Source organism: Agrobacterium sp. CCNWLW155 (assembly GCF_036888815.1).
In the GTDB taxonomy this organism is placed as follows: domain Bacteria; phylum Pseudomonadota; class Alphaproteobacteria; order Rhizobiales; family Rhizobiaceae; genus Agrobacterium; species Agrobacterium radiobacter.
Map to the genome: position 1 here is coordinate 1 of NZ_JBAKFW010000002.1, position 25,587 is coordinate 25,587.

23 protein-coding genes, 1 tRNA gene and 1 riboswitch are annotated in these 25,587 nt (G+C 58.6%); of the genes, 15 read left to right on the top strand and 9 right to left on the bottom strand.

The window, feature by feature from the left end; all coding sequences use genetic code 11:
- A tRNA-Met gene (locus V6S97_RS08535) sits at positions 1-77 on the top strand.
- A 135-nt stretch (positions 78-212) separates the two neighbouring features.
- Here V6S97_RS08535 and V6S97_RS08540 read toward each other — a convergent pair.
- Positions 213-1,402 (bottom strand): IS3 family transposase gene (locus tag V6S97_RS08540; protein ID WP_085942683.1). Its coding sequence is split into 2 segments (ribosomal slippage): positions 213-1,153 and positions 1,153-1,402, totalling 1,191 coding nucleotides; the frame shifts between segments, so codons are not numbered across the junction.
- Between the two features lie 150 nt (positions 1,403-1,552).
- On the opposite strand from V6S97_RS08540, the gene recQ reads away from it, so the two are divergent.
- Positions 1,553-3,361 (top strand): DNA helicase RecQ, encoded by a 1,809-nt coding sequence (gene recQ, locus V6S97_RS08545; protein ID WP_334426581.1) that lies wholly within the window; start codon positions 1,553-1,555, stop codon positions 3,359-3,361.
- Positions 3,362-3,419: 58 nt separating this feature from the next.
- On the opposite strand, the gene V6S97_RS08550 is transcribed toward recQ, so the two are convergent.
- Positions 3,420-4,652 (bottom strand): ROK family transcriptional regulator, encoded by a 1,233-nt coding sequence (locus V6S97_RS08550; RefSeq protein WP_003507132.1) that lies wholly within the window; start codon positions 4,650-4,652, stop codon positions 3,420-3,422.
- 263 nt (positions 4,653-4,915) lie between these two features.
- Here V6S97_RS08550 and V6S97_RS08555 point away from each other — a divergent pair, with 263 nt between their 5' ends.
- The 8 genes from V6S97_RS08555 to nrdF all read left to right on the top strand — a co-directional run bounded on the left by V6S97_RS08555 (position 4,916) and on the right by nrdF (position 13,122).
- Entirely contained in the window at positions 4,916-5,938 is a 1,023-nt protein-coding gene (locus V6S97_RS08555) for a sugar ABC transporter substrate-binding protein (protein ID WP_003507133.1), read from the top strand.
- A 228-nt stretch (positions 5,939-6,166) separates the two neighbouring features.
- A complete protein-coding gene (locus tag V6S97_RS08560; protein ID WP_003507134.1) occupies positions 6,167-7,249 on the top strand; it encodes an ABC transporter permease in 1,083 nt (360 codons plus the stop codon).
- On the top strand, positions 7,249-8,031 hold the full coding sequence (locus V6S97_RS08565; protein ID WP_003507135.1) for an ATP-binding cassette domain-containing protein: 783 nt from the start codon (positions 7,249-7,251) through the stop codon (positions 8,029-8,031). The genes V6S97_RS08560 and V6S97_RS08565 overlap by 1 nt, the downstream gene beginning before the upstream one ends.
- Positions 8,028-8,657, top strand: a complete 630-nt coding sequence (locus tag V6S97_RS08570; protein ID WP_003507136.1) for a nucleoside triphosphate hydrolase — start codon at positions 8,028-8,030, stop codon at positions 8,655-8,657. Before V6S97_RS08565 ends, V6S97_RS08570 begins: the two co-directional genes overlap by 4 nt.
- A 133-nt stretch (positions 8,658-8,790) precedes the next feature.
- A riboswitch (cobalamin riboswitch) is annotated at positions 8,791-9,014 on the top strand.
- A gap of 310 nt (positions 9,015-9,324) precedes the next feature.
- Positions 9,325-9,546, top strand: a complete 222-nt coding sequence (nrdH, locus tag V6S97_RS08575) for a glutaredoxin-like protein NrdH (RefSeq protein WP_003507138.1) — start codon at positions 9,325-9,327, stop codon at positions 9,544-9,546.
- A gap of 12 nt (positions 9,547-9,558) precedes the next feature.
- Positions 9,559-9,957, top strand: a complete 399-nt coding sequence (nrdI, locus tag V6S97_RS08580; RefSeq protein WP_003507140.1) for a class Ib ribonucleoside-diphosphate reductase assembly flavoprotein NrdI — start codon at positions 9,559-9,561, stop codon at positions 9,955-9,957.
- Positions 9,945-12,131 (top strand): class 1b ribonucleoside-diphosphate reductase subunit alpha, encoded by a 2,187-nt coding sequence (gene nrdE, locus V6S97_RS08585; RefSeq protein ID WP_080570324.1) that lies wholly within the window; start codon positions 9,945-9,947, stop codon positions 12,129-12,131. Before nrdI ends, nrdE begins: the two co-directional genes overlap by 13 nt.
- A 16-nt stretch (positions 12,132-12,147) precedes the next feature.
- Positions 12,148-13,122, top strand: coding sequence for a class 1b ribonucleoside-diphosphate reductase subunit beta (gene nrdF / locus V6S97_RS08590; RefSeq protein WP_003507143.1), 975 nt, complete (start codon positions 12,148-12,150; stop codon positions 13,120-13,122).
- Between the two features lie 30 nt (positions 13,123-13,152).
- On the opposite strand, the gene V6S97_RS08595 is transcribed toward nrdF, so the two are convergent.
- Positions 13,153-14,256: an alpha/beta hydrolase gene (locus V6S97_RS08595; RefSeq protein WP_003507145.1), complete on the bottom strand. Its 1,104-nt coding sequence runs from the start codon at positions 14,254-14,256 to the stop codon at positions 13,153-13,155.
- Between the two features lie 152 nt (positions 14,257-14,408).
- Between V6S97_RS08595 and recF the strand changes: the two genes are divergently transcribed.
- The 3 genes from recF to V6S97_RS08610 are packed head-to-tail and all read left to right on the top strand — an operon-like array spanning position 14,409 to position 16,799.
- Entirely contained in the window at positions 14,409-15,536 is a 1,128-nt protein-coding gene (gene recF, locus V6S97_RS08600) for a DNA replication/repair protein RecF (protein WP_003507147.1), read from the top strand.
- Positions 15,537-15,558: 22 nt separating this feature from the next.
- Positions 15,559-16,326 (top strand): molybdopterin-synthase adenylyltransferase MoeB, encoded by a 768-nt coding sequence (locus tag V6S97_RS08605; RefSeq protein WP_003507150.1) that lies wholly within the window; start codon positions 15,559-15,561, stop codon positions 16,324-16,326.
- Complete coding sequence (locus V6S97_RS08610; protein WP_003507152.1) at positions 16,323-16,799, top strand: GNAT family N-acetyltransferase; 477 nt, start codon at positions 16,323-16,325, stop codon at positions 16,797-16,799. The genes V6S97_RS08605 and V6S97_RS08610 overlap by 4 nt, the downstream gene beginning before the upstream one ends.
- Positions 16,800-16,864: 65 nt before the next feature.
- Here the strand turns inward: V6S97_RS08610 and V6S97_RS08615 are convergent, their stop codons facing one another.
- Both V6S97_RS08615 and V6S97_RS08620 read right to left on the bottom strand, forming a co-directional pair.
- Positions 16,865-17,554 carry a hypothetical protein gene (locus V6S97_RS08615; protein ID WP_003507153.1) on the bottom strand — a complete coding sequence of 230 codons (690 nt, stop codon included), beginning with the start codon at positions 17,552-17,554 and terminating at the stop codon, positions 16,865-16,867.
- 45 nt (positions 17,555-17,599) lie between these two features.
- Positions 17,600-18,604 (bottom strand): 2-hydroxyacid dehydrogenase, encoded by a 1,005-nt coding sequence (locus V6S97_RS08620; RefSeq protein ID WP_003507155.1) that lies wholly within the window; start codon positions 18,602-18,604, stop codon positions 17,600-17,602.
- A gap of 174 nt (positions 18,605-18,778) precedes the next feature.
- Between V6S97_RS08620 and V6S97_RS08625 the strand changes: the two genes are divergently transcribed.
- Positions 18,779-19,318 (top strand): SH3 domain-containing protein, encoded by a 540-nt coding sequence (locus V6S97_RS08625; RefSeq protein WP_003507156.1) that lies wholly within the window; start codon positions 18,779-18,781, stop codon positions 19,316-19,318.
- Here V6S97_RS08625 and V6S97_RS08630 read toward each other — a convergent pair.
- Positions 19,311-20,303, bottom strand: a complete 993-nt coding sequence (locus V6S97_RS08630; protein WP_003507158.1) for an adenosine kinase — start codon at positions 20,301-20,303, stop codon at positions 19,311-19,313. The genes V6S97_RS08625 and V6S97_RS08630 overlap by 8 nt on opposite strands.
- 482 nt (positions 20,304-20,785) lie before the next feature.
- Here V6S97_RS08630 and V6S97_RS08635 point away from each other — a divergent pair, with 482 nt between their 5' ends.
- Positions 20,786-21,730: an AEC family transporter gene (locus V6S97_RS08635; RefSeq protein WP_003507159.1), complete on the top strand. Its 945-nt coding sequence runs from the start codon at positions 20,786-20,788 to the stop codon at positions 21,728-21,730.
- A gap of 17 nt (positions 21,731-21,747) precedes the next feature.
- Here the strand turns inward: V6S97_RS08635 and V6S97_RS08640 are convergent, their stop codons facing one another.
- The 3 genes from V6S97_RS08640 to rpsO all read right to left on the bottom strand — a co-directional run bounded on the left by V6S97_RS08640 (position 21,748) and on the right by rpsO (position 25,536).
- Positions 21,748-22,764 carry a class I SAM-dependent methyltransferase gene (locus V6S97_RS08640; protein ID WP_035213073.1) on the bottom strand — a complete coding sequence of 339 codons (1,017 nt, stop codon included), beginning with the start codon at positions 22,762-22,764 and terminating at the stop codon, positions 21,748-21,750.
- Between the two features lie 75 nt (positions 22,765-22,839).
- Entirely contained in the window at positions 22,840-24,987 is a 2,148-nt protein-coding gene (gene pnp, locus V6S97_RS08645) for a polyribonucleotide nucleotidyltransferase (RefSeq protein ID WP_111781444.1), read from the bottom strand.
- 279 nt (positions 24,988-25,266) lie between these two features.
- The gene (rpsO, locus tag V6S97_RS08650) at positions 25,267-25,536 is read right to left on the bottom strand and encodes a 30S ribosomal protein S15 (RefSeq protein ID WP_003492949.1); all 270 of its coding nucleotides are present in this window, start codon (positions 25,534-25,536) and stop codon (positions 25,267-25,269) included.
- Between the last annotated feature and the right edge of the window lie 51 nt (positions 25,537-25,587).

Consider the following 25,587-nt stretch of genomic DNA (forward strand, 5'->3'; position numbering starts at 1 on the left):
CGCGGGGTGGAGCAGCCCGGTAGCTCGTCAGGCTCATAACCTGAAGGCCGCAGGTTCAAATCCTGCCCCCGCAACCACCGACACTTGCAAATTCGCCCACTCGGGGTATTTGCGACGAAGCTCCTCCGCATAAGCGTCGAGGAGCTTTTTGCGTTTCTGGACCTCGGAAATTACGATATTCTGTCAAACCGCAATGACCTTGCCCCCAAGTTTTATCCAGTTTTGAGTTCGCTCCAGCGGTTTTGGGTTGCTGTATTCGGGGCGGTAGCGGCGGGGTGCGGTGCGGAGCCATTTCGGCTGCGCAGCACCGCATCACGTCGCGGGTTGATTGTCTGAGCGAACTCGGCGGGTGTCAGCCAGCCGAGGCCAGAGTGTGGGCGGTGATCGTTGTAATCGTAGCGCCAGTTTGAAAGCGCTGATCGAGCATGAGCCAGCGACGAGAAGAGAGTCTCATTCAGGAACTCGTCTCGCAGCCGCCCATTGAAGCTTTCGATGAAGGCGTTCTGGATCGGCTTGCCCGGTGCGATGTAGTGCCATTCCACCTTGGTCCGATCCGTCCATTGCAAGATCGCGTTGCTGGTGAACTCGCTACCATTGTCGCTGACGATCATCTTCGGCTTGCCTCGTCCCTCGATGATCCGGTCCAGCTCACGGGCAACCCGCAGACCGGAAAGCGACGTATCGGCGACGAGAGCCAAGCACTCCCTGGTGCAATCGTCGACCACCGTAAGCACCCGGAACCTGCGACCATCGGTGAGCTGATCCGACACGAAGTCCAATGACCAGCGATCGTTGGCGGCAAGCGGGATCAGCATCGGTGCTCGTGTGCCTATCGCTCGTTTCCGACCGCCGCGCTTGCGCACCGTCAGTTTCTCTTCCCGATAGAGCCGGAAGAGCCGCTTGTGGTTCACAAGGTGACCCTCACGCCTGAGCAGCACATGAAGGCATCGACATCCAAAGCGGCGACGTTCATGCGCCAGCGCCTTCATCCGCTCGCGAAGATCATAGTCATCGCTGCGTCTGGTTTCGTAACGGATCGTCATCCGGCAAAAGCCGATGGCTTTACACGCCCGCCGTTCGCTCATCTGGTGGTGATCCATCAGATGCGCGACAGCTTTTCGCCTTGCTGCGGGCGTCACCACTTCTTTCCCAAAAGGTCTTTCAAAGCCGCATTGTCCAGCATCGCATCTGCCAGGAGCCGTTTCAGCTTCGTGTTCTCGTCTTCCAGCGTCTTCAATCGCTTGGCTTCGGATACGTCCATGCCGCCGAACTTGGCTTTCCACTTATAGATGCTGGCATCGCTGACGCCGTGCTTGCGGCAAAGCTCCGAGACCGGCGTGCCAGCCTCGTGCTCCTTCAGAATGCCGATGATCTGTTCGTCTGTAAAACGATTGCGCTTCATTCCCTGGTCCTCTCAATGGGCCAGAGCTTACTTCAAAATGGATTATTTCAACGGGGCAAGGTCATTCCATGACCAATTCCATCTTCGGGATTGCCATAGACCCCAAAACGGTGATGATGCGCCATCATTCCAGTTCGGATAAAAGCTGCCGTGACCGCTGATCCCTTGCACATCCTCAAGACCGTCTATGGCTACGATGTGTTTCGTGGGCGGCAGGCCGAAATCATCCAGCACGTGGTGGCGGGCAATAATGCTTTCGTTTTGATGCCGACAGGTGGTGGGAAGTCGCTTTGTTACCAGATTCCAGCGCTTGCACGCGACGGTATGGGGCTGATCGTCTCGCCGCTCATCGCGCTGATGGTCGATCAGGTCGCTGCCCTGCGTCAGGCGGGCGTGCGGGCAGAGGCTCTTAATTCCGATCTCTCTCCGGAAGAGCGGCGCGCGCTCTGGCGGGATATGCGGGCCGGTAAAGTCGACATTCTTTATGCCGCACCGGAAACCCTTCTCAAGCCGGATGTCCTGGACGCCCTCCAGCCCATTGCCCTGTCGCTGATCGCTATCGATGAAGCCCATTGCCTGTCTCAATGGGGGCATGATTTCCGGCCACCTTACCGCCAGCTTGATACGCTGATCGAGCGTTTTCCCGACACGCCACGCATGGCGCTGACAGCAACGGCCGATGGGCCTACGCGCACCGAAATTCTCGGTCACCTGGGAATCGAAGAGGATGACGCCTTCATCGCCGGCTTCGATAGGCCCAATATCCGCTATGCGATCATGGAAAAGGATAATCCACGCGCGCAGCTGAAGCGCTTTTTGAAGGACCGCGACAGTGAAAGCGGGATCGTCTATTGCCTTTCCAAACGGAAGGTGGACGAAACGGCCGCATGGCTGCGGGAGGAGGGGCGCGATGCACTGCCCTATCACGCTGGGATGGACAAGGCCGCCCGCGAGGAGAACCAGACCCGTTTCCAGCACGGCGAGGCGGTCATCATTGTCGCGACCGTCGCTTTTGGCATGGGCATAGACAAGCCCGATGTGCGCTTCGTCGTTCATATTGATCTGCCCGGCAGCATCGAAGCCTATTATCAGGAAACGGGCCGAGCCGGCCGCGATGGTCTGCCATCGGACGTACTCATGCTCTACGGTTACGAAGACATCGCCCTGCGCAACCGCTTTATCGAAGAGTCGGATGCTGCGGACCAGCGCAAATATATGGAGCGCCAGAAGCTTGACGCGCTGCTCGGCCTTGCGGAAACCGCGAGCTGCCGCAGGCAGGTTCTGCTGTCCTATTTCGGCGACCGGTGTGAGCCCTGCGGCAATTGCGATACCTGCGCCGAGCCGCCCGACCTGTTTGACGGGGCCATAGCCGCACAGAAGCTTCTGTCCTGCATTTATCGCACGGGTGAACGTTTTGGCCAGGCCTATGTCATCCGCGTGTTGCTGGGTGTCGAGGATGAACGGATTTCCCGCTTCGGACATGATCGCATCACGACATACGGTATAGGCAAGGAACATGACAATCGCACCTGGCGCGCCATTCTGCGTCAACTGGTTGCGTTACGCATGATTGAAGTGGATCTGTCCGGGCATGGTGGACTGTCCATTTCCGAGGACGGACGGCGTTTCCTGCGCGAAAAACCTGCGTTGATGCTGAGGATACCATCTGCTCCGCGTTCCGCCCGGCAACAGACGCCCCGCAACACGGTATCGACGATTTTGCCTGAAGCTGATCGCAGTCTTTTTGAGGCACTGCGTGCGAAGCGCATGGAAATTGCCCGTGCGCAGAACGTTCCGCCCTATGTGATTTTCCACGACAAGACCCTGATAGAAGTTGCCACGGCAAAACCGGTCTCCGCGAAGGAAATGGCTGGGATTCCCGGCGTCGGAGACACCAAGCTGGAGCGCTACGGGCCAGCCTTTCTGGCGGCGATCATGCAGCACGCCGCTGGCGAGTGACCGGCAGAAATCGAATGAAAAGCCGGGTAAGCAAAAATCGGTGGGCTCCGACAAAGGCTCAGCCGGTCGTGTCCTTGAACAGAACGTTCTGATCGATGAGGTAGCGCGAAAACAGCGGTAGGCTAGCACCGCCGATTGCCCGCGCCTGGCTACCCACCGCACCTTCGATGATGTCAGGCAGCGTGACACCCTGCAAATCGTGGTGTTTAAGGGCAAGGCGGGTGGCGGCTACGATCCTTGTTCTGACCCAATCGGGAAAACCGCCGTCGATGATAACGCTCGAAAAATCGATGATGGAGGCGGCGGCAATGACGGCCTGCGCCAGAGCCGCGGCAGTTTTTCGGATCCAGCTTTCCAGCGGCTCGCCGAAATCGATCCACTCGTCTGGAGAAAACCACAGGGGACGCGGATCGATGCCCCTATCCCGCAACATATTTTCCAGAACGAAGATCGACGCGATTTTCAGAAGCTGGACGGTATTGCCGTCCTGCCCCTGCACCGGCAGGGGGCCGATAGCGCCGGCCGTTCCGGTCTTTCCGGAAAACAGCGCCGAATTCAAAACGACGCCGCCACCGATGAAGGAGCCGATGAAGACGTAGAGAAAATCCGGATAATGCTGGCCTGTCCCGAAAACCAGTTCAGCGCCACAGGCACTGGTCGCGTCGTTTTGCAGAAAAACGGGATAGCTGACGCTTTCAGCAATTTCCGACCGGATATCGACGCCCCGCCATCGCTCCATTTCAATCTGCGGAGCGCCCACTTCCTGCGCCCAGTTCCACAATTCGAATGGCGCGGCGATGCCGACGCCGGCAATTTTCTCTCGCTCGGCCGGCGAAAGCTTCGATTCGAGCTCCGTTATGCCGTCGATTACGAATGGCAATATCCATTCCGGCAGGGGATAGGGATAGGTTCTGCGCAGCTTGAGCCTGATCCGGCCGACAAAATCCATCAGCACGAGATCGACGCTGCGCCGGCCGATCTTTACGCCAAAAGAAAAGACGGCGTCAGGATTAAGCCGCATCGGCGTCGAAGGTTGGCCGACTTTGCCGCGCAGTCTTTCACCACGAATGAGAAGCCCGTCCTTTTCAAGCGACCGCATGATGACGGAGACGGTCTGTGCCGAAAGGCCGCAAAGTCTTGATATTTCGGCTTTTGACAGTCCGCCGTGGCGACGAACGAGGGACAGCACGAGCCGCTCATTATAGGCGCGCACCCCGATCTGGTTGGCGCCGCTGCTTATATCCATGGTGGTGGGCGACGCCGGCGGCGTCGTCTCGACAGATTGTCTCATATGTCATCCTCCCGCCCGCAATATCCGTCGCGACCGATACAGCAGGCTTTATGGCAATCTTGCTATCGCAACGTTAAACGACGCGGCGATATTCCTCCCTGCCGCCTATTAGAATGCCATAGAGAATTAATAATTCAATCGGATTTATTTATTGACAGCCGTTTCCTTTGGTGGTTCCATCTGGGTCAACGATCATTGTTCTCGGAGGAGACGGGATCGTCGGGTAACCGTCACGGTGCTCAAATATCCATTGGGAGGATCTCATGAAGACCACTGTTTCCGCTCTTCTGGGCGCGCTTGCGCTTGGCGTTTCTTTCGCGTCCGTTGCGTCTGCGGCCGATACTTCGGTTTGCCTCATCACCAAAACCGATACCAATCCCTTCTTCGTCAAGATGAAAGAAGGCGCGACCGCCAAGGCCAAAGAGCTGGGCGTGACGCTGAAATCCTATGCCGGCAAGATCGACGGCGATTCCGAAAGCCAGGTTGCCGCCATCGAGACCTGCATTGCCGATGGCGCCAAGGGTATCCTGATCACCGCATCGGACACCAAGGGCATCGTTCCGGCCGTGCAGAAGGCGCGTGATGCCGGTCTTCTGGTCATCGCCCTTGATACGCCGCTCGAACCCGTTGATGCCGCCGATTCCACCTTCGCCACCGACAATCTTCTCGCCGGCGAACTGATCGGCAAATGGGCCGCCGGCAGCCTCGGCGACAAGGCCAAGGATGCGAAAATCGCCTTCCTCAACCTCACCCCCTCCCAGCCGACGGTTGATGTGCTGCGCAACCAGGGCTTCATGAAGGGCTTTGGCATCGACGTGAAGGACATCAACAAGATCGGCGACGAGAGCGATCCGCGTATCGTCGGTCACGATGTCACCAATGGTAACGAAGAAGGCGGCCGTGCAGCGATGGAAAATCTGCTGCAGAAGGACCCCACCATCAACGTCGTCCACACCATCAACGAGCCCGCAGCTGCCGGCGCTTATGAGGCGCTGAAGGCGGTCGGCCGCGAAAAGGATGTTCTGATCGTATCCGTCGACGGTGGTTGCCCGGGCGTCAAGAACGTAGCGGAAGGCGTGATCGGCGCGACCTCGCAGCAATATCCGCTGCTGATGGCGGCGCTCGGCGTCGAAGCCGTCAAGAAGTTTGCCGATACGGGCGAAAAGCCGAAGCCGACCGAAGGCAAGAACTTCGTCGATACCGGCGTGACGCTGGTAACCGACAAGCCGGTCAAGGGCCTCGACTCGATCGATACGAAGGAAGGTCTCAACAAGTGCTGGGGCTGATGCCTCACCTTTGAAACCCGCGGGGGCATTCGTGCCCCCGCCCTTGGACCAGAATGAATATCAGGCACGATCCGGGGGATCGGACAAAGGAATAAACGAGCGCGTTGCGCGCCCCTGCGGGGATGACACAGGCCGCTTCACAACACTTTGAAATCTACGCATCATTCTCTTTGGAGATAGACCCAGGTGTCAGGGCTGATGCGATAGAGCGATCGGGAGGAAAATCCAATGAGCGATCAGCCGGTGCGGGCTCAGCCGCATAATGAATTTGAAAAGGTGCTTTCGGGAAGTTCGACGCAGGTCGCCGCTTTCGATACGCACGACAAGAGTGCGCTGGAAAAATTCCAGCATTTTCTCCATTCCAGCCCGGCGGCCGTACCGCTTATCGTTCTGGTGCTGTCGCTGGTTATTTTCGGCCTGCTCCTAGGCGGCAAGTTTTTCTCCGCCTTCTCGCTGACCCTCATCCTGCAGCAGGTTGCGATCGTCGGCATCGTTGGCGCCGCGCAATCGCTTGTCATCCTGACGGCGGGCATCGACCTTTCGGTCGGCGCGATCATGGTTCTGTCCTCCGTCGTCATGGGGCAGTTTACCTTCCGTTACGGTCTTCCGGCGGAGCTTTCCATTCTCTGTGGTCTCGCCGTCGGCGCATTTTGCGGCTTCATCAACGGCGTGCTGGTTTCGCGCATGCGCCTGCCGCCCTTCATCGTCACGCTTGGCATGTGGCAGATCGTGCTTGCGACCAACTTCCTCTATTCCGCGAATGAGACGATCCGGGCCCAGGACATTGCCCAGCAGGCGCCGATCCTGCAGTTCTTCGGCGCCAATATCCGTTTCGGCAACGCGGTCTTCACCTATGGCGTCATCGCCATGGTTCTGCTGGTCGCCCTGCTCTGGTATGTGCTGAACCGCACCGCCTGGGGCCGCCATCTTTATGCCGTGGGTGACGATCCTGATGCTGCGGAACTCGCCGGTGTCAATGTCAAGCGTATGCTGACCACCGTTTATACCCTGTCCGGTCTCATCTGCGCCTTTGCCGGCTGGGCCCTCATTGGCCGTATCGGCTCGGTTTCGCCGACCGCCGGCCAGTTCGCCAACATCGAATCCATCACCGCGGTGGTTATCGGCGGCCTGTCACTGTTCGGCGGACGCGGCTCCATCATGGGCATGATTTTCGGTGCGCTGATCGTCGGCGTCTTTTCACTCGGTCTCCGGCTTATCGGCACAGACCCGCAATGGACCTATCTGTTGATCGGCGTCCTTATCATCTTGGCTGTCGCAATCGACCAGTGGATCAGAAAGGTAGCAGGCTGATGGCAAAAGAACCTATCCTCACAGCACGCAATCTCGTCAAACGCTACGGTCGTGTGACCGCCCTCGACAATGCCGATTTCGACCTTTATCCGGGCGAAATCCTTGCCGTCATCGGTGATAACGGCGCCGGCAAATCCTCTCTCATCAAGGCGATTTCCGGTGCGGTGACACCCGATGAAGGGGAGATCAGGCTGGAAGGCAAGCCGGTGCAGTTCCGCTCGCCGATCGAGGCGCGCAAGGCGGGCATCGAAACCGTCTATCAGAACCTTGCGCTGTCTCCCGCATTGTCCATAGCTGACAATATGTTTCTCGGCCGTGAAATCCGCAAGCCCGGCATTCAGGGCAGCCTGTTCCGGGCGCTCGACCGCCCGGCCATGGAAAAATTCGCCCGCGAAAAACTGTCGGAACTCGGCCTGATGACGATCCAGAACATCAATCAGGCGGTGGAAACCCTCTCCGGCGGTCAGCGCCAGGGCGTGGCGGTGGCGCGTGCGGCAGCCTTTGGCTCCAAGGTCGTCATCCTCGACGAGCCGACGGCGGCACTCGGCGTCAAGGAAAGCCGTCGCGTTCTCGAGCTTATTCTGGATGTGCGCTCCCGCGGTCTGCCGATTGTCCTGATCTCGCATAACATGCCACATGTTTTCGAGGTTGCGGATCGCATCCATATCCACCGGCTCGGTAAGCGCCTGTGCGTCATCAATCCGAAGGACTATTCCATGTCCGACGCCGTCGCCTTCATGACCGGCGCCAAGGAAGCGCCGAAGGAAACGCTTGCCGCATGACGCTGAAGCTTGAGACGATCGTCGAAGACGTTCTTCGGCGGGCAGAGGGTCAATCCCGTTTCATCATAGCCATTGCCGGTCCCCCTGGGGCCGGCAAATCCACGCTGGCGGATGCTCTTTGCGAGGCCTTGTGCGCGCGAGGCGAAACGGCTGCCGTCCTGCCCATGGATGGCTTCCATATGGACAATGGCATTCTTGAGGAACGGGGCCTGCTGCCGCGAAAAGGCGCACCTGAAACTTTCGATGTGCGCGGCTTCCTTGATATCGTGTCCGCTGTCCGCAAGGGCGGGCAGGAGGTGCTTGTTCCGGTTTTCGACCGCTCCCGGGAGATTGCCATTGCGTCCGCCCGGGCGATCGCGCCGGAAACACGCCTTATCCTTGCCGAAGGCAACTATCTGCTGCTGAGTGAAGCGCCCTGGACAAACCTTTCCGAGAGCTTTGACCTCACCATCTTCGTGGGCCCGTCCGTCGCAGTGCTGGAAGAGAGGCTGCGGAACAGATGGCAGGGTTATGGTCTCGATGCCGCTCAGATCCATGCCAAGCTTTTCGAAAACGATCTTCCCAACGGAAAAAGGGTGATCGAAAACGCCCGTCCAGCCGATATTCATATCGATATCTGGGAATAGATTAACGCTTTCCAGTTCTTTACCGGCAAAGCGCGTTTGCCGTTAAGCCTTTGTTGACCATGTGTTGAATCTTTTTGATCCACAGGGTGGGGCTTTTGTGTGTCTATTCATTGACGTAAAAATTTCCTCATATACTATATGTGGTGTTCAAGGTTCTTCCGATTCGCAAGGGTTGGGAGCTAAGACGGGAATTCGGTGCGTAACGCCATCATGGCGGAACAAGGCCGAAACTGCCCCCGCAACTGTAAGCGGCGAGCATCGTTCCGATTTGGGTCACTGGAGCCAAAAGCTCCGGGAAGGCCGGAATAGATGTTGTGACCCGCAAGTCAGGAGACCTGCCTTGAGCGCAAACGTCCACGGGCGGGGTGTCCGGAGGAAGGTGTTGACGCAAATGATTTGCGTGCGCCCTTTTCTGCCCCCTCCAGAACAAGCTTCGGGGTGAAGTCATGCCAGTGCATTTCTTTAAGTTGCTGCGCTCGTCGGCGTAGAGAGTGATTTTGTGCGGCTTGCAACATTTTGGGAAAACCGGAGCCCGGTTTCCATCCGAAAATGCGAAGAGTTGCCTGGGCTACGCGCCTCACCTGAATGACAGATCCACCGCCACCCGATTGCGATTGTAATCGGCAATGTTGAGCCGTGTCCGAAATCGGCTTCGAGAGAGGAAATCATGACCGTCACCGTTTACAGCAAACCCGCCTGCGTCCAGTGCACCGCCACCTATCGTGCGCTCGACCGCATCGGTGTTCCCTATGAGATCATCGATATCTCCGAAGATGCGGATGCACTCGATCACGTGCGGGGTCTCGGTTACATGCAGGTTCCCGTGGTCGTCGCCGGCGAACGCCATTGGGCGGGTTTCCGGCCGGATATGATCGGCTCGATCAGCTGAGGCGGTAAGGCGATGGGCCTGATCGTCTATTATTCCAGCCGCTCTGAAAACACCCATCGTTTCCTTCTGAAACTGGGGCGGCGTTTGTTTCGCCTGCCGCTCGGCGCTGAGGACGACGTGCCTCATGTGTCGGAACCCTATGTGCTGGTCACCCCCACCTATGGGGGCGGCGGCACCAAAGGGGCCGTGCCTAAGCCGGTCATCCGGTTTTTGAACGAGCCCTCCAACCGAAATCTCATTCGCGGCGTCATCGCGGCGGGAAACACGAATTTTGGCGCCGCTTTCGCATCCGCCGGAGATATCGTCTCGCGCAAATGCGCGGTGCCGTTTCTCTATCGCTTCGAGCTTCTCGGCACGGAAGAAGACGTCGCCAACGTCAAACATGGATTGGAACGATTTTGGACACGCTGACCTCGAGCGCGCTGCGCAAGGACGCCAAACAGCCGGCAGCCGCAAGCCAGAAACCGCTTGATGCGGGGCTGGACTATCACGCGCTGAACGCGATGCTGAACCTTTACGACGAGAACGGGAAGATCCAGCTCGACAAGGATCGGCTGGCCGCCCGGCAATATTTCCTCCAGCACGTCAACCAGAACACGGTATTTTTCCATAACCTCAGGGAAAAGCTCGATTATCTGGTGACGGAGGGATATTACGAGCAGGAGGTGCTGGACCAGTATTCCTTCAATTTTGTTCGTGACCTCTATGACGAGGCCTATGCCCGGAAATTCCGCTTCCCGACCTTTCTCGGCGCCTTCAAATATTACACCTCCTATACGCTGAAGACCTTCGACGGAAAACGTTATCTGGAGCGTTATGAGGATCGCGTCTGCATGGTGGCGCTGGCCCTTGCGCGTGGTGATGAGCAGCTTGCCCGCAATCTGGTCGATGAAATCATTTCAGGCCGCTTCCAGCCGGCAACCCCGACATTCCTCAATGCCGGCAAAAAGAGCCGCGGCGAGCTGGTCTCGTGTTTTCTGCTGCGGGTGGAAGACAATATGGAAAGCATCGGCCGCTCCATCAATTCGGCCTTGCAGCTTTCCAAGCGCGGCGGCGGCGTGGCGCTGTCCTTGACCAATATTCGCGAATTCGGAGCGCCGATCAAACAGATCGAAAACCAGTCTTCCGGCGTTATTCCCGTGATGAAGCTGCTGGAAGATTCTTTTTCCTATGCCAACCAGCTTGGCGCACGCCAGGGTGCTGGCGCGGTCTATCTGCATGCCCATCACCCTGACATCATGCGCTTCCTTGATACCAAGCGCGAAAACGCCGACGAAAAAATTCGCATCAAGACGCTGTCGCTCGGCGTGGTGATCCCCGACATCACCTTCGAACTCGCCCGCAACAACGAGGACATGTATCTGTTTTCGCCCTATGATGTGGAGCGGGTCTATGGCGTGCCGTTGACCGAGATTTCGGTCAGCGAAAAATATCACGAAATGGTCGCCGACAGCCGCATCCGCAAGAAGAAGATCAAGGCGCGCGAATTCTTTCAGGTGATCGCCGAAATCCAGTTCGAGAGCGGTTACCCCTACATCATGTTCGAGGACACGGTGAACCGCGCCAATCAGATCGCCGGCCGCATCAGCATGAGCAATCTCTGCTCGGAAATCCTGCAGGTCAGCGAAGCGAGCGAATTCAATGCCGATCTGTCCTACAGCCATATGGGCAAGGATATTTCCTGCAATCTCGGTTCGCTCAACATTGCCGCTGCAATGGATTCGGACGATTTCGGCAAGACCATCGAGACCTCCATCCGGGCGCTGACAGCAGTGTCTGATATGAGCCACATTTCCTCCGTCCCCTCGGTGGAAAAGGGCAATGATGCGAGCCACGCCATCGGGCTCGGCCAGATGAACCTGCACGGCTATCTGGCGCGCGAACGCATCTTCTACGGTTCCGAAGAGGGCGTCGATTTCACCAATATCTATTTCTACACCGTGACCTATCATGCCATCCGCGCTAGCAACCGGCTGGCGGTGGAAAGAGGCCAGAGCTTCAAGGGCTTTGAAAATTCGAAATATGCCTCGGGCGACTATTTCGACAAATATACCGACCGGGAATGGTTGCCCGCGACCGAAAAGGTGAAGGAACTGTTCGAAAAGGCCGGCATTGCCATTCCGACGCAGGAGGACTGGAAGGCGCTGAGGCAGGACGTCATGGCATCAGGTCTTTATAACCAGAACCTACAAGCTGTGCCGCCGACAGGTTCGATCTCCTATATCAACCACTCGACGTCTTCCATTCATCCAATCGTCTCGAAGATCGAAATCCGCAAGGAAGGCAAGATCGGCCGCGTTTATTACCCGGCTTCCTATCTCTCGAACGACAATCTCGAATATTATCAGGATGCCTATGAGATCGGTCCTGAGAAGATCATCGACACCTATGCGGCGGCCACCCAGCATGTCGATCAGGGCCTGTCTCTGACGCTGTTCTTCCGCGATACGGCAACGACGCGCGATATCAACCGGGCGCAGATCTACGCCTGGAAGAAGGGCATCAAGACGATCTACTACATCCGTTTGCGCCAGATGGCGCTGGAAGGCACGCAGGTTCAGGGCTGCGTTTCCTGCACGCTCTGAATTGAGGGACAAGACAATGAACATCGCCGTAAAACCCGCGTCCCGCATTCGCGCGGTCAACTGGAACCGCATCGAGGACGACAAGGATCTCGAAGTCTGGAACCGCCTGACCTCGAATTTCTGGCTTCCGGAAAAAGTGCCGCTCTCCAACGACATTCCCTCCTGGGGAACGCTGAAGCCGGAAGAACAGAAACTGACCATCCGTGTCTTCACCGGGCTGACATTGCTCGACACCATCCAGAACGGCGTCGGCGCCGTGCGGCTGATGGCGGATTCGGCCACGCCGCATGAGGAGGCCGTGCTCTCCAACATTTCCTTCATGGAGGCCGTGCACGCCCGCTCCTATTCCTCGATCTTCTCGACGCTATGCTCCACGCCTGATGTCGACGATGCCTATCGCTGGTCTGAGGAAAACGAGTTCCTGCAACGCAAATCCGCGCTGATCATGCGCGAATATGACAGCGGCGATCCGCTGAAAAAGAAGATCGCCAGCGTTTTCCTGGAAAGCTTTCTGTTCTATTCCGGCTTCTACCTGCCGATGTTCTGGTCAAGCCGCGCCAAGCTTACCAATACGGCGGATTTGATCCGCCTCATCATCCGCGACGAGGCCGTGCATGGCTATTATATCGGCTACAAGTTCCAGCGGGCGGTGGAGCGCCTCGGCGAAAAGGAGAGACAGGAGATCAAGGACTTCGCCTTCGATCTCCTGCTCGAACTTTACGATAACGAGGCGAAATATACCGAAGACCTCTATGACGGCGTTGGCCTGACCGAGGATGTCAAGCAGTTCCTGCACTACAACGCCAACAAGGCCCTTATGAATCTGGGTTACGAGGCGCTGTTTCCCGCCGAGGCCTGCCGGGTCAATCCAGCGATCCTGTCGGCACTCTCACCCAATGCCGACGAGAACCACGACTTTTTCTCCGGTTCCGGCTCGTCCTATGTCATCGGCAAGGCGGTCGCGACTGAAGATGAAGACTGGGATTTCTGAAACCCTGATGTCAGCAGGAACCCGCAAAGCCTATTGCGGGTTCACCACCTGGCTCGCAAGGCGGAAGGGGCTGGAGACCGTTGCGCCGATCGCATCGAATACGAAGGCTCCTGCACTATTGATATCACCGCCGCGCCTGCTTGCCTCCAGTTGCGGAACCATGGAGGCCAGCGCGGCATAACGGTCGTGATTGAGTGGGTCCGACGCCTCCAGATTGGAGATATCGACGAATTGCACGCCCTCTTTCAGGGCCGCTTCCTGAACCTGCGGATCGGTGACGTCAAGCGCACCGATGCGGGTGACATCGGCACCCAGTATGGAGGATGCTTTTAAGGCCCGGTCGTCCTTGGACACCAGCACGGTGAGTGGCGGATTGAGCCGGCCGACGACCTCGATCTGCTTGCGGAAGACATCGGCGTCGATATCGGGCGCAGCCAGCACCACCTGCAGCTTGGCGATGACATCGTTCCTGCCTTCGAAGCGCAATTGCCGCAACGCTTCCATCACCAGCCAGCCGCCCATGCTGTGACCGAATACGACGACGCTTTTTCGTGGTGTCTGCCGGGTGAGGTCGGTCAATAGGGCGGCCAGCGCATCACGCGAATAGGTCGCCGATTCCTTGTCGGCGACGTAGCCGGTGACATTGGCCTGCGAAGGCCAGGCAAAGACTAATGGCACGCCATTCATATTGGCATCGGCAGCCATTTGCGCCGCGCGGAAAAGGGCTTCCTGATAGCTGTAATTATAGCCATGCACAAAAAGTGCGATCTGCTTGCCAGAGCGGGCAATATCGCCGAGATCGGCGTTGAAGGCCGTCTTCGTCAACATATCGGCCTTGGTAACAACGAAGTCCTTCTTCGGGTCCGGCTTGCCGCTGGACCACTCGATTTTTCCGCTTTTATGGGTAGGAGGAATGGAAATATCGAAGCGCGCATAATTCGGCTCGGCCGCCCGTTCCGTCCCGAAGCCCTTTTTTGCGTCCTTGTTTCTCTCGCGTGTACTCGCCACATAGGCGGTTACGATTTTGGTGCCTTTGGCCCTGGTGTCCACAGCCTGCAGCACATCCGCCCCCGGTCTGCCCGCGCAGGATGAAAGAACGCTGAGGGTGAGAAGGAGCGAAAAAATCAGGCGCATGAATGGGCTACCGATGACAAGGAACGGCTGATAAATAACCGGCCGTCAAAAAAGTTGCTACTGGAGAATGAATTGCGCTGCTGCGGTGGTCTTCGATGTGGAGAGGCATTCCCCACCTTGCTATCCGGACATGTTCGTTTTAGGCCGTAAAGATGACGAACAAGGTGTCGCTTTTACGGCTGAAACTCACGGACTTCCGCAATTATGCGGCGGCTGCGCTCACGCTCGATGACCGCCATGTGGTGCTGACGGGCGACAATGGTTCCGGCAAGACCAATCTGCTTGAGGCTGTCTCCTTTCTCTCACCCGGAAGAGGCCTGCGCCGGGCCACTTTATCCGACGTAACACGGGTGGGGGCGGAGGCTGCCGGTTTCTCGATTTTTGCCGATGTCGAAGGCATGGATGGCGAAGTCGCCATCGGCACCGGGATCGAAGGTGACGGAGAGGTGGTGTCGCGTCGCCTGAGACTAAATGGCACGCCCGTCAAATCCGTCGACGAATTGACCGACCATCTGCGGGTGCTGTGGCTGACGCCCGCCATGGATGGCCTCTTTACCGGCTCATCATCGGATCGCCGGCGTTTCCTCGACCGGCTGGTGCTGTCGCTCGATCCAGCTCATGGACGGCGGGCAAGCGATTTTGAAAAGGCCATGCGCGGCCGCAACCGCCTGCTTTCGGAAGGCCGCTTTGATCCGGTCTGGCTGGACGGTATCGAAAAGCAGATGGCCGAACTCGGCATATCCATGGCCGTTGCCCGTTATGAGATGCTCGGCCTTCTGAAGAGCCTGATCGAAGGGCGGGCGGGCAATGCCGCTTTCCCGTCGGCAGCGCTCTCGCTCTCCGGTTTCATGGACGATGGGCTCAACCGCCCTGCCGTCGATCTGGAGGATGAATACAGGCTTATGTTGCGCGATGGCCGGTATCGCGACGCCGCTGCCGGCCGTACGCTGGATGGGCCGCACCGCGTCGATCTCTTCGTGCGTCATGCGGAAAAGGACATGGAGGCCGAACGCTGTTCAACCGGGGAACAGAAGGCGCTGCTGGTGGGGCTGGTGCTTGCCCATGCGCAGCTCACCGCCAATATGACCGGCCATGCGCCGGTCCTGCTGCTGGACGAGATCGCCGCCCATCTGGATGAGGGCAGGCGGGCGGCGCTGTTCGATCTCATCCACGCGCTTGGCGGCCAGAGCTTCATGACGGGAACGGATGCGGCCATGTTCTCGGCCCTTGGTGAAAGGGCGCAGTTCTTCAACGTATCCCACGGGAGCATCACGGCATGACGGCAAAGAGATGGAGTGCGACATGGACCCGCTGAGCCCGGGAGAAATCGAACGCTACAAGCGTCATATCCTGCTGCCGGAAATCGGCGGCGCCGGACAGCAGCGGCTGAAGGCGGCGCGCGTACTGGTGATCGGAGCGGGCGGTCTTGGTGCGCCCGTGCTTCATTATCTTGCCGCCGCCGGTGTCGGCACGCTCGGCATGATCGATGACGATGTGGTTTCCCTCTCCAACCTCCAGCGACAGGTGATCCACGATACTGGCACGATTGGGGAGCTGAAAACGGAAAGCGCCCGCAAGGCCATCGCCCGTCTCAACCCGTATGTCCGTACTCTTGTTTATGAGGAACGCTTTTCGCAGGTCTGGGCGCATGACCATCTGCAACCCTTCGATCTCCTTATCGACGGCTCGGACAATTTCGATACGCGTTATACCGCCGCCGATGCGGCGGAGGCTGCCAGGAGACCGCTGGTAACGGGTGCTGTCGGCCGTTTTGACGGCTCGGTGACGGTGTTGAAACCCTACGAGACAAATGCCGAGGGCATTCTGCTGCCCGGCTATCGTGACCTGTTTCCGGAGCCGCCTCCGCAGGGGCTTATTCCCAATTGCGCGGAAACAGGTATCGTCGGCGCGCTGACCGGGGTTATCGGCACGCTTATGGCCATGGAGGCGATCAAGGTGATCACCGGTGCCGGCGAACCGCTGATTGGCCGCCTGCTCCTTTATGATGCCCTGTCGGCCCGTTTCGAAACCGTGCGATACAGGCGACGGGCAACGGGAGGGAAATCATGACCGAGATTATCGAGATCGGAGAGGACTTCGATCGCTGGCAGGAATTGCTGGCGCTCATCATGTCGTCCTTCGCCTATATGGACGGCGTCATCGATCCACCGTCCTCGGCCCATCGCCTGACGCTGGATAATCTCTCCGAAAAGGCGAGGGCGGAAATTGCTTTCGTTGCGGTGGACGAAGGCGAACTGTTGGGCTGCCTGTTCTGCCGGCCGGAGCCACCCGCCTGTCTTTACGTCGGAAAGCTGTGCGTCTCACCCCAGGCGCAGGGAAAGGGCATAGGCAAGATGCTGCTGCAGAGGTCCGAAGCGTTGGCGCGCGAATTGGCGCTGCCGGCGCTGCGGCTGGAAACCCGCATCGAGCTGATCACCAATCACGCCAGATTCGCCGCCTGGGGTTTCGTCAAGACTGCTGAAAACGCCCATGCCGGTTACGATCGCACGACCTCGATCGAGATGACCAAGGTCCTCGGTTGAAATCGTCTTCAGCCGACCCGGCTGCGTAAAGTCCGGAATTTATCTTCCCTGGCCGATTACAGAGCCTATTGCAAAAGGCCGGATTGCACCATCTGGGAGAGAAATACCGAGGAGACGCGGTCAATGCCGGTCTGCGACTGGTTTTCTGCCGATCCGACCCGCCACACAGCTTTCCCCTGCCCGCTGAAGAGCTGGATTTCCGTGCTGACCTTGTGGGTGAGAGGAGCCGCCTTTGTCGCTTCCACCATCTGATTCATCAGTCTTGCGGACGGCATGCGCGTTCTGTCGCCGATCTCGTCCGCATTTGCACCAGCCTTCAGCCGCTGGAAGGCCGGCGCGACATCCGGCAGAGAGCAGTTCATCTTGATCCGCGCCACAACAACACCCGTGGGCGTTTTTGCACCGATACGTGCGGGTTCCGCCTTGCAACGCACCCGCTCCGTGCTCGCCACCCAGAGCTTTGCGAATTGCTCCGATTGTTCTTTCGTTGTCCCCTTGGGTGAATGCATGCCTCTGTTTTTGCGTTGCCAGGCGACCGGGTCTGCAACCAGTTCCATATCCGTGTAGCGCGGGCTGCTACCCGAGGATCCCCATTCCTTGTTCAAACGAGACATGCTGGCGCGATCAAAATTCAGCCAGGCGCGATAATAGAGTTCCGCAGTCTCTTCAGGGGAGCGCGAAGCGGCCTGGGCCGAACCGCCGACCAGCATGAGCAGGATGGAGATCAACGTTAAGAACTTCGTCTGGATACCCATTGAACTTTCCCTCCCTATGATCGAACGACGGTGGCCTGTGCCGGCTCAGTTCCGCCCCGGCAGCACCCGGTTCGGGGGACGGTGGCCGTCGAACAGCGTGCGGATGTTGATGATGACCTTGTCGCCCATTTCGATGCGGCCTTCGATCGTCGCGGAACCCATATGCGGAAGCAGCACGACCTTGCCTTCCCTGGCGAGCTTGATGAGCTTGGGGTTCACCGCAGGCTCGTTCTCATAGACGTCAAGACCGGCGCCGGCGATCTTGCCTTCGCGCAGGCACTGGATCATCGCCGCCTCATCGATGATATCGCCGCGCGCAGTATTGACGATGTAGCTGGTCGGCTGCATCAGCGCGAGCCGCCGCGCCGAAATCAGATGATAAGTAGCAGGCGTCGAGGGGCAATTGACGGAGACGATGTCCACCCGCGCCAGCATCTGGTCAAGGCTATCCCAATAGGTCGCCTCAAGCTCCGCCTCGGTGGCCGGATTGACGCGCTTGCGGTTATGATAATGAATGGAAAGCCCGAAGGCCTTGGCGCGGCGTGCAACCGCCGTTCCGATGCGGCCCATGCCAACAATACCGATGCGCTTGCCGGAAATACGCCGCCCCAGCATCCAAGTCGGTGACCAGCCAAGCCATTCATCTGCGCCATTGGCGAGCACGCGTGTGCCTTCGATCATGCGGCGCGGCACGGCCAGCACCAGCGCCATGGTGATATCGGCGCTGTCCTCGGTCAGCACATTGGGTGTGTTGGTGACGGTAATCCCCTTGCGGGCCGCGGCATCCACATCCACATGGTCGATACCGTTGGAAAAGCTGGCGATCAGCTTCAGCTGCGGCCCCGCCTGATCGATCATCGCGGCGGTGATGCGGTCAGTGACGGTCGGCACCAGCACATCCACTCGCTGCATGGCGGCGACAAGCTCCGCTTCGCTGCGCGGCGTATCGTCGATATTCAGCTCGGCATCGAAGAGTTCGCGCATTCTGGTTTCGACGACGTCTGGCAATTTGCGGGTGATATAGACTGTCGGTCTCTTCTTGTGGGTCATCGTTTGCCGCTGCCTTGTTCAGAAGTCATTAACCAGAAAGAGCGATAATTTCTTTCAATCAGGGCGTTTCTACCAGACCCACCGGCGAAGACAAATAAAACTCGCTGAAGCTTGAGGCATGTGGAAACAAGCCTCCTTAAATATCATCCGGTTTGCAGAAGGCAGGAAACGGAAATGGGCATACGCAGTGTGGTTTCTATCGTTTGCATTGCATTGTCTCTGGGCCTTCTCGGTGCGGCCGGCGAAGCCATGGCGCAGGGTGCCGCAAAAGGCGCAAGCGGTCTGCCGCTGCCGCGTTTTGTCAGCCTGAAATCAAAGCGCGTCAATATGCGCATCGGCCCGAGCACGGATTATGCCGTGTCATGGATGTATTTGAAATCGGGAATGCCCGTCGAAATCATCCAGGAATATGAAAACTGGCGGCGTATCCGCGATGCCGACGGCACGGAAGGCTGGGTCAATCAGGCCCTGCTGTCAGGTGAGCGCACGGCCGTTGCGGCTCCGTGGATGCGTGGCAAGGGCAAGGAAGTCTTTGTGAACATGCGCCGCGAAGCGCAGTCGGGCGCTTCCGTTGTTGCACGGCTTGAGCCGGGCGTCGTCTTCAGGATCGGCGAATGCAATGGCGACTGGTGCCGCGCCGAGGCCGGTCAGGCCTCGGGCTGGGTTTCGCAGGGCGAAATCTGGGGTGCTTACCCGGGCGAAGCCTTTAAATAAGACCGTGTTTTTCGCCAAGCGCCTTCAACGATGACATGGGGCGCGGGCCGATCTGCTGAATGACGGCGGCAGCCGCAAGGCAGCCGAGCTTGCCGCAATCTTCGAGCGACCGGTCCTGCGTATAACCAAACAGGAATCCGGCAGCGAAAAGATCGCCGGCACCCGTCGTGTCGACCACGTCATGCACCGGATAGGCTTCTACCTTCACACGCTCCGTGCCGCGCAGGATGACGGCGCCTTCTTCACTCATCGTCACCGCCGCGATCTTGCAGTCGGCTGCGATTTTGGTCAGCGCCAGTTCGAAATCGTCGGTTTCGTAGAGCGACAGTGCTTCCTGCTTGTTGGCGAAAACGATGTCCACCGTGCCGGAGCGCATCAGGTCGAGAAACTCTTCGCGGTAGCGGCCGACGCAGAAGCTGTCGGAAAGCGTCATGGAGACTTCGCGGCCGTTTTCATGGGCAATGCGGGCGCATTCGCGGATGGCGTCCTTGGCGCGCGGCGGGTCCCACAGGTAACCCTCGAAGTAGGTGACTTTCGTATCTGCCACCACATCATCTTCGACATCTTCCGGACCGAGATCGACGCAGGCGCCGAGATAGGTGTTCATCGAGCGCTCGCCGTCTTCGGTCACGAAGATCATGGAGCGGGCGGTCGGCGGAAAGGTGCCTTCCGGTTTCGTTTCGAAATAGACACCCTGGGCGCGGATATCGTGCTGGAAGATTTCTCCGAGCTGGTCTTCCGCCACCTTGCCGAAATAGGCGGCCTTACCGCCGAAATTCGCCACGCCTGCCGCCGTGTTGCCAGCGCTGCCGCCGGAGGCTTCAAGAGCCGGCCCCATAAGCGAATAAAGCAGCTCGGCGCGTTCCGCGTCGATGAGGTTCATCGCACCTTTGGTAATGGCATTGTCGTTGAGAAAGCGATCATCGCAGCGGGAGATAATGTCGACGATGGCATTGCCGACAGTCAGTACGTCGAATTTCGTCATAGGCCCTATCCGTTTCGCACGGGGTGTGCATATTTTTCGAAAGGTCTTAAACATTTCTCGCGGCAAGAAAAGCCCAAAGAGAAAATATGCGGTTCTCGGGACGGGGCGAAAACGCGTCATCTGCCTGTAATGTGGTTAGGCTATTCCTTCTACCAGAGCAAAAGGTGTGTGAACGCGTACCGGAATGGAAGACATGATGGTCTTCTGGCTCAACCGTTATCTCCGCCACGGATGTACTGGCGGTATATAACGGACATAAAAGGCGGGGGTGACCCCGCTTTTTCTTTTTGGAGAACGCCGGCCCATGGTACCACGTGGCCACTAAGGGCGTTTCCGCCCAAGCGCCTCACCACGTTCTTCCCCTTCACGGCATACCTCATCGGACGAAAACGCGGAGCGAAAGCGTATTCGTGATTCCATTCCCGCTGAAAAGGCTCTAAAGCGGAGTATCTCCCCGCAAAAGCCGCGAAAGCTTTCCCTCCATGTCTGCCGTTGCCGCGAATGTCGCCCCGATTTTCATTCTCATCCTGATCGGTTGGCTCACCGTCAAGGCCGGTCTGTTCAGGGCCGATGCCGGCGATATCCTCAGCGACTTTGTGTTCAAGATTGCTGTGCCGACCTTGATCTTCCGCACGCTTGCCGAAGCGAATTTTCACGGTGCTTCGCCTTTCCGACTGTGGATCACCTATTTCGCCGGCGTAGCCGTCACCTGGACGGTTGGGCATATCGTCACCCGTTATGTCTTCAAGCAGGATGTCCGCATCGCCGTCATTGCCGGCATTTCCTCGGCCTTTGCGAACAATATCTTCATCGGCCTGCCGCTGGTCGGGCGGTCCGTGGGGGATGAGGGGCTGGTCGCTCTCTCCATCCTGCTCGCCATCCATCTGCCTGTGATGATGATCGCCGGCACGATCCTGATGGAAAATGCCACCCATAAGGCGGTCGGCGGTGAAAAGCGCAGCATGGCTGCGGTGTTCAAGCAGGTAGGCCGCAATCTCATTACCAATCCGCTGGTGATCGGGCTTGTCATCGGGCTTTCGACCAATGTTTCCGGCGTAGCTCTGACGCCCATTTTAAAAACCGTGGTTGATCAGATCGCGTCGATGGCGGGGCCGGCGGCGCTTATTTCGCTCGGCATGGCGCTGACCAAATACACCATCCGCGGCAATATGGGCATTGCCGTCACCATGACGGTGTTCAAACTGCTGCTTCTGCCCGCCTGTGTGTGGGCAATGGGTCATGCGCTCGGTCTCAGCCGGGAATGGACTGCGGCGCTCGTGCTCACCTCCTCGGTGCCCACGGGGGTGAATGCCTGGCTTATCGCCAACCGCTTCGGCATCGGCCACAGCGTTGCCGCCTCCACCATCAGCATTTCCACAGCGACCGGCGTTCTCTCCGTGTCGCTGTGGGCATGGCTGTTGAGCTGATTATTCTGCTGCGTTGATTACTTCTGGGCGCTCAGAATCTTGAAGCGGGCGTTGCGGCATACTTCAGTGCTGGTGCGGAATTCAGCCGCGAGCACCGGCTCATAGGGCATGCCGCGATTGGCGACCATCAGCAGCTTGCCGCCGCTGCGCAGTGCGCCGGCGGCGGCCTTGATGAAGGCCTGACCGAGGGCAGGTTCTGCTGCCTGTCCCGCCGCATGGAAAGGCGGGTTCATGATGATGAGGTCGTATTTTTCCTTCGGCGGCTCGTTTGCCAGATCCTGCCAGAAGAAGCGCGCCGTCAGTCGCGGATTGTTTTCGAGAAGATTGGTCTTTGCAAATTCCAGCGCGTTCCAGTCTGCTTCAAACAGATCGATACGGGCCGTGCGCGGCGATTTCTCGGCCAGCATGACGGAGAGATAACCCCAGCCCGCGCCGAAATCGGCGGCGTTGCCGTCAAAATCGTTCGGTAGGCGCGATGCGAGCAGTTCTGAGCCATCATCCACGCGGTCATGCGAGAACATGCCGGGCAGGGCGGTGAAACGGCCTTCAACCGTCGCCGGTTTCTGGGCGAGTTTCGACACTGCGGATGCGATATCGTCCGGACGTTTGAACCAGAGGGCGACGCCGTGATATTTCGGTGTCGATTCCGCCTCGATGCCAAGCTTCGCCAGCGTCTTGCGCAGCGTCACGATACCGTCTTCCTTCGATCCTGCCGCGACGATCAGGCCGCCGGCCTTCACGCGCGAAAGTGCTTCGGCGACGCGGTTTTCGTTTTCGCCACGGTGCTTGCCGCACAGCAAAAGCGCCGCATCGTAGTCCTCGCCCGAAACATCCGGGGTGACTTCTGCGCCCTGAGCCTGCAAGGCCCGGTAGAGCGGCCGGAGATGTTGAACCGCGACGATCTCGGCGTCGAAACCATCAAGGCGCGGACCGGCCTCAGCTCCCAGAAACAGAACGCGCTCGCCCTCTTTCGGCATAGGAAGCATTTCCGAGGCAAAGGGGTGGAAAAGGGTTTTCACAGCGTCACGGCTCATGGGAGCATCCTCAAGGTAGAATAGAAAAAAGGCGCGGGCAAAACCCGCGCCTCGATAGGGTCTGGCGGCGCTGCCTTATTCGGCAGCGGCTTCGCCGTCTTCTTTCTTCTTGTCGGCAGCGATTTCCTGGCCGGTGGCCTGATCGACAACCTTCATGGACAGGCGAACCTTGCCACGCTCGTCGAAGCCCATCAGCTTGACCCAGACCTTGTCGCCTTCCTTGACGACGTCGGAGGTCTTGGCGACACGCTCTGAAGCGAGCTGCGAGATGTGAACGAGGCCGTCACGGGCGCCGAAGAAGTTGACGAAAGCGCCGAAGTCAGCGGTCTTGACAACAGTACCTTCGTAGATCTGGCCGACTTCCGGTTCCGCAACGATCGAGTGGATCCACTTGCGGGCCGCTTCGATTTCCTTGCCGGACGAGGAGGCGATCTTGACGGTGCCGTCGTCTTCGATGTTGATCTTCGCGCCGGTCTTTTCGACGATTTCGCGAATGACCTTGCCGCCGGAACCGATGACTTCACGGATCTTGTCGACCGGAATGTTCATCACTTCGATGCGCGGTGCGAATTCGCCGAGCTGGCCGCGGCTTTCGGTGATGGCGTTCGCCATTTCGCCGAGGATGTGCTTGCGGCCACCCTGTGCCTGCTCCAGAGCGATCTTCATGATCTCTTCGGTGATACCGGCGATCTTGATGTCCATCTGCAGCGAGGTGATGCCGTCGGCGGTGCCGGCGACCTTGAAGTCCATGTCGCCGAGGTGATCTTCGTCACCCAGGATGTCGGAGAGGACCGCAAAGCGCTCGCCCTCGAGGATCAGGCCCATGGCGATACCGGCAACCGGCTTTGCCAGCGGAACGCCGGCGTCCATCAGTGCAAGCGAGGTGCCGCAGACCGTTGCCATCGACGAGGAGCCGTTGGACTCGGTGATTTCGGAAACGACGCGCAGCGTATAGGGGAACTGTTCCGCAGTCGGCAGCATCGGACGGATAGCGCGCCATGCGAGCTTGCCGTGACCGATTTCGCGACGGCCCGGGGAACCCATGCGACCTGTTTCACCGACCGAGTAGGGCGGGAAGTTGTAATGCAGCAGGAAGCGTTCCTTGTACATGCCGGTGAGGCTATCGACATACTGTTCGTCTTCGCCGGTGCCGAGCGTCGCAACGACGATCGCCTGGGTTTCACCGCGGGTGAACAGCGCCGAACCGTGGGTACGCGGCAGCAGGCCGACTTCCGAAACGATCGGACGAACGGTCGACAGGTCGCGGCCGTCGATGCGGCTCTTGGTGTCGAGAACGTTCCAGCGAACGATCTTCGCCTGAAGGTGCTTGAAGACAGCGCCGATTTCTTCCGGCGTGTACTTGGCTTCGCCTTCTTCCGGCAGGAAGTGCGCCTTGACCTTCGCCTTCACGGCGTCGACGGCGGCGTAACGCGCAGCCTTTTCAGTGATCTTGTAGGCGTCGCGCAGTTCGGCTTCGGCGAGCGCCAGCATTTCGTTTTCGAGCGCGGAGAAGTCTTCCGGTTCGAATTCGCGTGGTTCCTTGGCGGCAACTTCGGCGAGCTTGATGATCGCGTCGATAACCGGCTGGAAGCCGCGATGACCGAACATGACGGCGCCGAGCATGATTTCTTCGTTGAGTTCCTTGGCCTCGGACTCAACCATCAAAACAGCGTCCTGCGTACCGGCAACGACGAGGTCGAGAACAGACTCGTCCATTTCGTCCAGATGCGGGTTAAGAACATACTCACCGTTGATGTAGCCAACGCGCGCGCCGCCAACCGGGCCCATGAAGGGAACGCCAGAGAGCGTAAGCGCTGCGGAAGCCGCAACCATCGACAGAACGTCCGGGTTGTTTTCCAGATCATGCTGGATAACCGTGACGACGACCTGCGTGTCGTTCTTGTAGCCTTCCGGGAAGAGCGGGCGGATCGGACGGTCGATCAGGCGGGAAACGAGAGTTTCGTTTTCGCTCGGACGGCCTTCGCGCTTGAAGTAGCCGCCGGGGATCTTGCCGGCCGCGTAGGTCTTTTCCTGGTAGTTGACGGTCAGCGGAAAGAAGTCCTGGCCGGGCTTCGGAGACTTTGCGGAAACCACTGTCGCGAGAACCATCGTCTCGCCGTAGGTTGCGATGACGGCGCCGTCAGCCTGACGGGCAACCTTGCCGGTCTCGAGCTTCAGCGGGCGGCCTGCCCATTCGATTTCCACGGAGTGTTGATTGAACATATCTTGTCCTTGGTTGTGGTTGCCGCTCCAGCATCGTGCCGGCGGTGGCAACGCGGTGACTCAATCACGGGCAAGACAGCGGGAGGCTTTCGACAAGCAAGCATCCGGCAATCCTGCCCCATGACAGGTCTGCGGTTGAAAAGGCGACACCGGCCCATCCGGGTCTACCTTATCGTCCGGGGGCCACATCTGCGGCAAACGCCCGGAAATTCATATAGCCTTTGAAAGGCCGGATATAAAAACCGGCGGGCATCGTTGCGAAACCCGCCGGAGAAGTTATTAGCGGCGAATGCCGAGAGCACCGATCAGCTTGCTGTAACGGGCTTCGTCCTTCTTCTTCAGATAGTCGAGAAGCGAACGACGGCTCGAAACCAGCGTCAGAAGGCCACGACGGGAGTGGTTGTCCTTCTTGTGGTCCTTGAAGTGACCGGTCAGGTTGTTGATCCGCTCGGTCAGGATAGCGACCTGAACTTCCGGAGAACCGGTGTCGCCTTCCTTCGTGGCATATTCCTTGATGAGGGCGGCTTTGCGCTCTGCAGTAATCGACATCGGACGATCCTTTCTGTTTTAAGGAAAAATGGGACGCCTTGAGCCGGGATG

Excerpts from the sequence above, each read along its gene's own strand:
- V6S97_RS08550 (WP_003507132.1), bottom strand. The coding sequence starts at position 4,652 with ATGAGACAATCTGTCGAGACGACGCCGCCGGCGTCGCCCACCACCATG.
- V6S97_RS08555 (WP_003507133.1), top strand. The coding sequence starts at position 4,916 with ATGAAGACCACTGTTTCCGCTCTTCTGGGCGCGCTTGCGCTTGGCGTT.
- V6S97_RS08560 (WP_003507134.1), top strand. The coding sequence starts at position 6,167 with ATGAGCGATCAGCCGGTGCGGGCTCAGCCGCATAATGAATTTGAAAAG.
- V6S97_RS08565 (WP_003507135.1), top strand. The coding sequence starts at position 7,249 with ATGGCAAAAGAACCTATCCTCACAGCACGCAATCTCGTCAAACGCTAC.
- V6S97_RS08570 (WP_003507136.1), top strand. The coding sequence starts at position 8,028 with ATGACGCTGAAGCTTGAGACGATCGTCGAAGACGTTCTTCGGCGGGCA.
- nrdH (WP_003507138.1), top strand. The coding sequence starts at position 9,325 with ATGACCGTCACCGTTTACAGCAAACCCGCCTGCGTCCAGTGCACCGCC.
- nrdI (WP_003507140.1), top strand. The coding sequence starts at position 9,559 with ATGGGCCTGATCGTCTATTATTCCAGCCGCTCTGAAAACACCCATCGT.
- nrdF (WP_003507143.1), top strand. The coding sequence starts at position 12,148 with ATGAACATCGCCGTAAAACCCGCGTCCCGCATTCGCGCGGTCAACTGG.
- V6S97_RS08595 (WP_003507145.1), bottom strand. The coding sequence starts at position 14,256 with ATGCGCCTGATTTTTTCGCTCCTTCTCACCCTCAGCGTTCTTTCATCC.
- recF (WP_003507147.1), top strand. The coding sequence starts at position 14,409 with ATGACGAACAAGGTGTCGCTTTTACGGCTGAAACTCACGGACTTCCGC.
- V6S97_RS08605 (WP_003507150.1), top strand. The coding sequence starts at position 15,559 with ATGGACCCGCTGAGCCCGGGAGAAATCGAACGCTACAAGCGTCATATC.
- V6S97_RS08610 (WP_003507152.1), top strand. The coding sequence starts at position 16,323 with ATGACCGAGATTATCGAGATCGGAGAGGACTTCGATCGCTGGCAGGAA.
- V6S97_RS08615 (WP_003507153.1), bottom strand. The coding sequence starts at position 17,554 with ATGGGTATCCAGACGAAGTTCTTAACGTTGATCTCCATCCTGCTCATG.
- V6S97_RS08620 (WP_003507155.1), bottom strand. The coding sequence starts at position 18,604 with ATGACCCACAAGAAGAGACCGACAGTCTATATCACCCGCAAATTGCCA.
- V6S97_RS08625 (WP_003507156.1), top strand. The coding sequence starts at position 18,779 with ATGGGCATACGCAGTGTGGTTTCTATCGTTTGCATTGCATTGTCTCTG.
- V6S97_RS08630 (WP_003507158.1), bottom strand. The coding sequence starts at position 20,303 with ATGACGAAATTCGACGTACTGACTGTCGGCAATGCCATCGTCGACATT.
- V6S97_RS08635 (WP_003507159.1), top strand. The coding sequence starts at position 20,786 with ATGTCTGCCGTTGCCGCGAATGTCGCCCCGATTTTCATTCTCATCCTG.
- V6S97_RS08640 (WP_035213073.1), bottom strand. The coding sequence starts at position 22,764 with ATGAGCCGTGACGCTGTGAAAACCCTTTTCCACCCCTTTGCCTCGGAA.
- pnp (WP_111781444.1), bottom strand. The coding sequence starts at position 24,987 with ATGTTCAATCAACACTCCGTGGAAATCGAATGGGCAGGCCGCCCGCTG.
- rpsO (WP_003492949.1), bottom strand. The coding sequence starts at position 25,536 with ATGTCGATTACTGCAGAGCGCAAAGCCGCCCTCATCAAGGAATATGCC.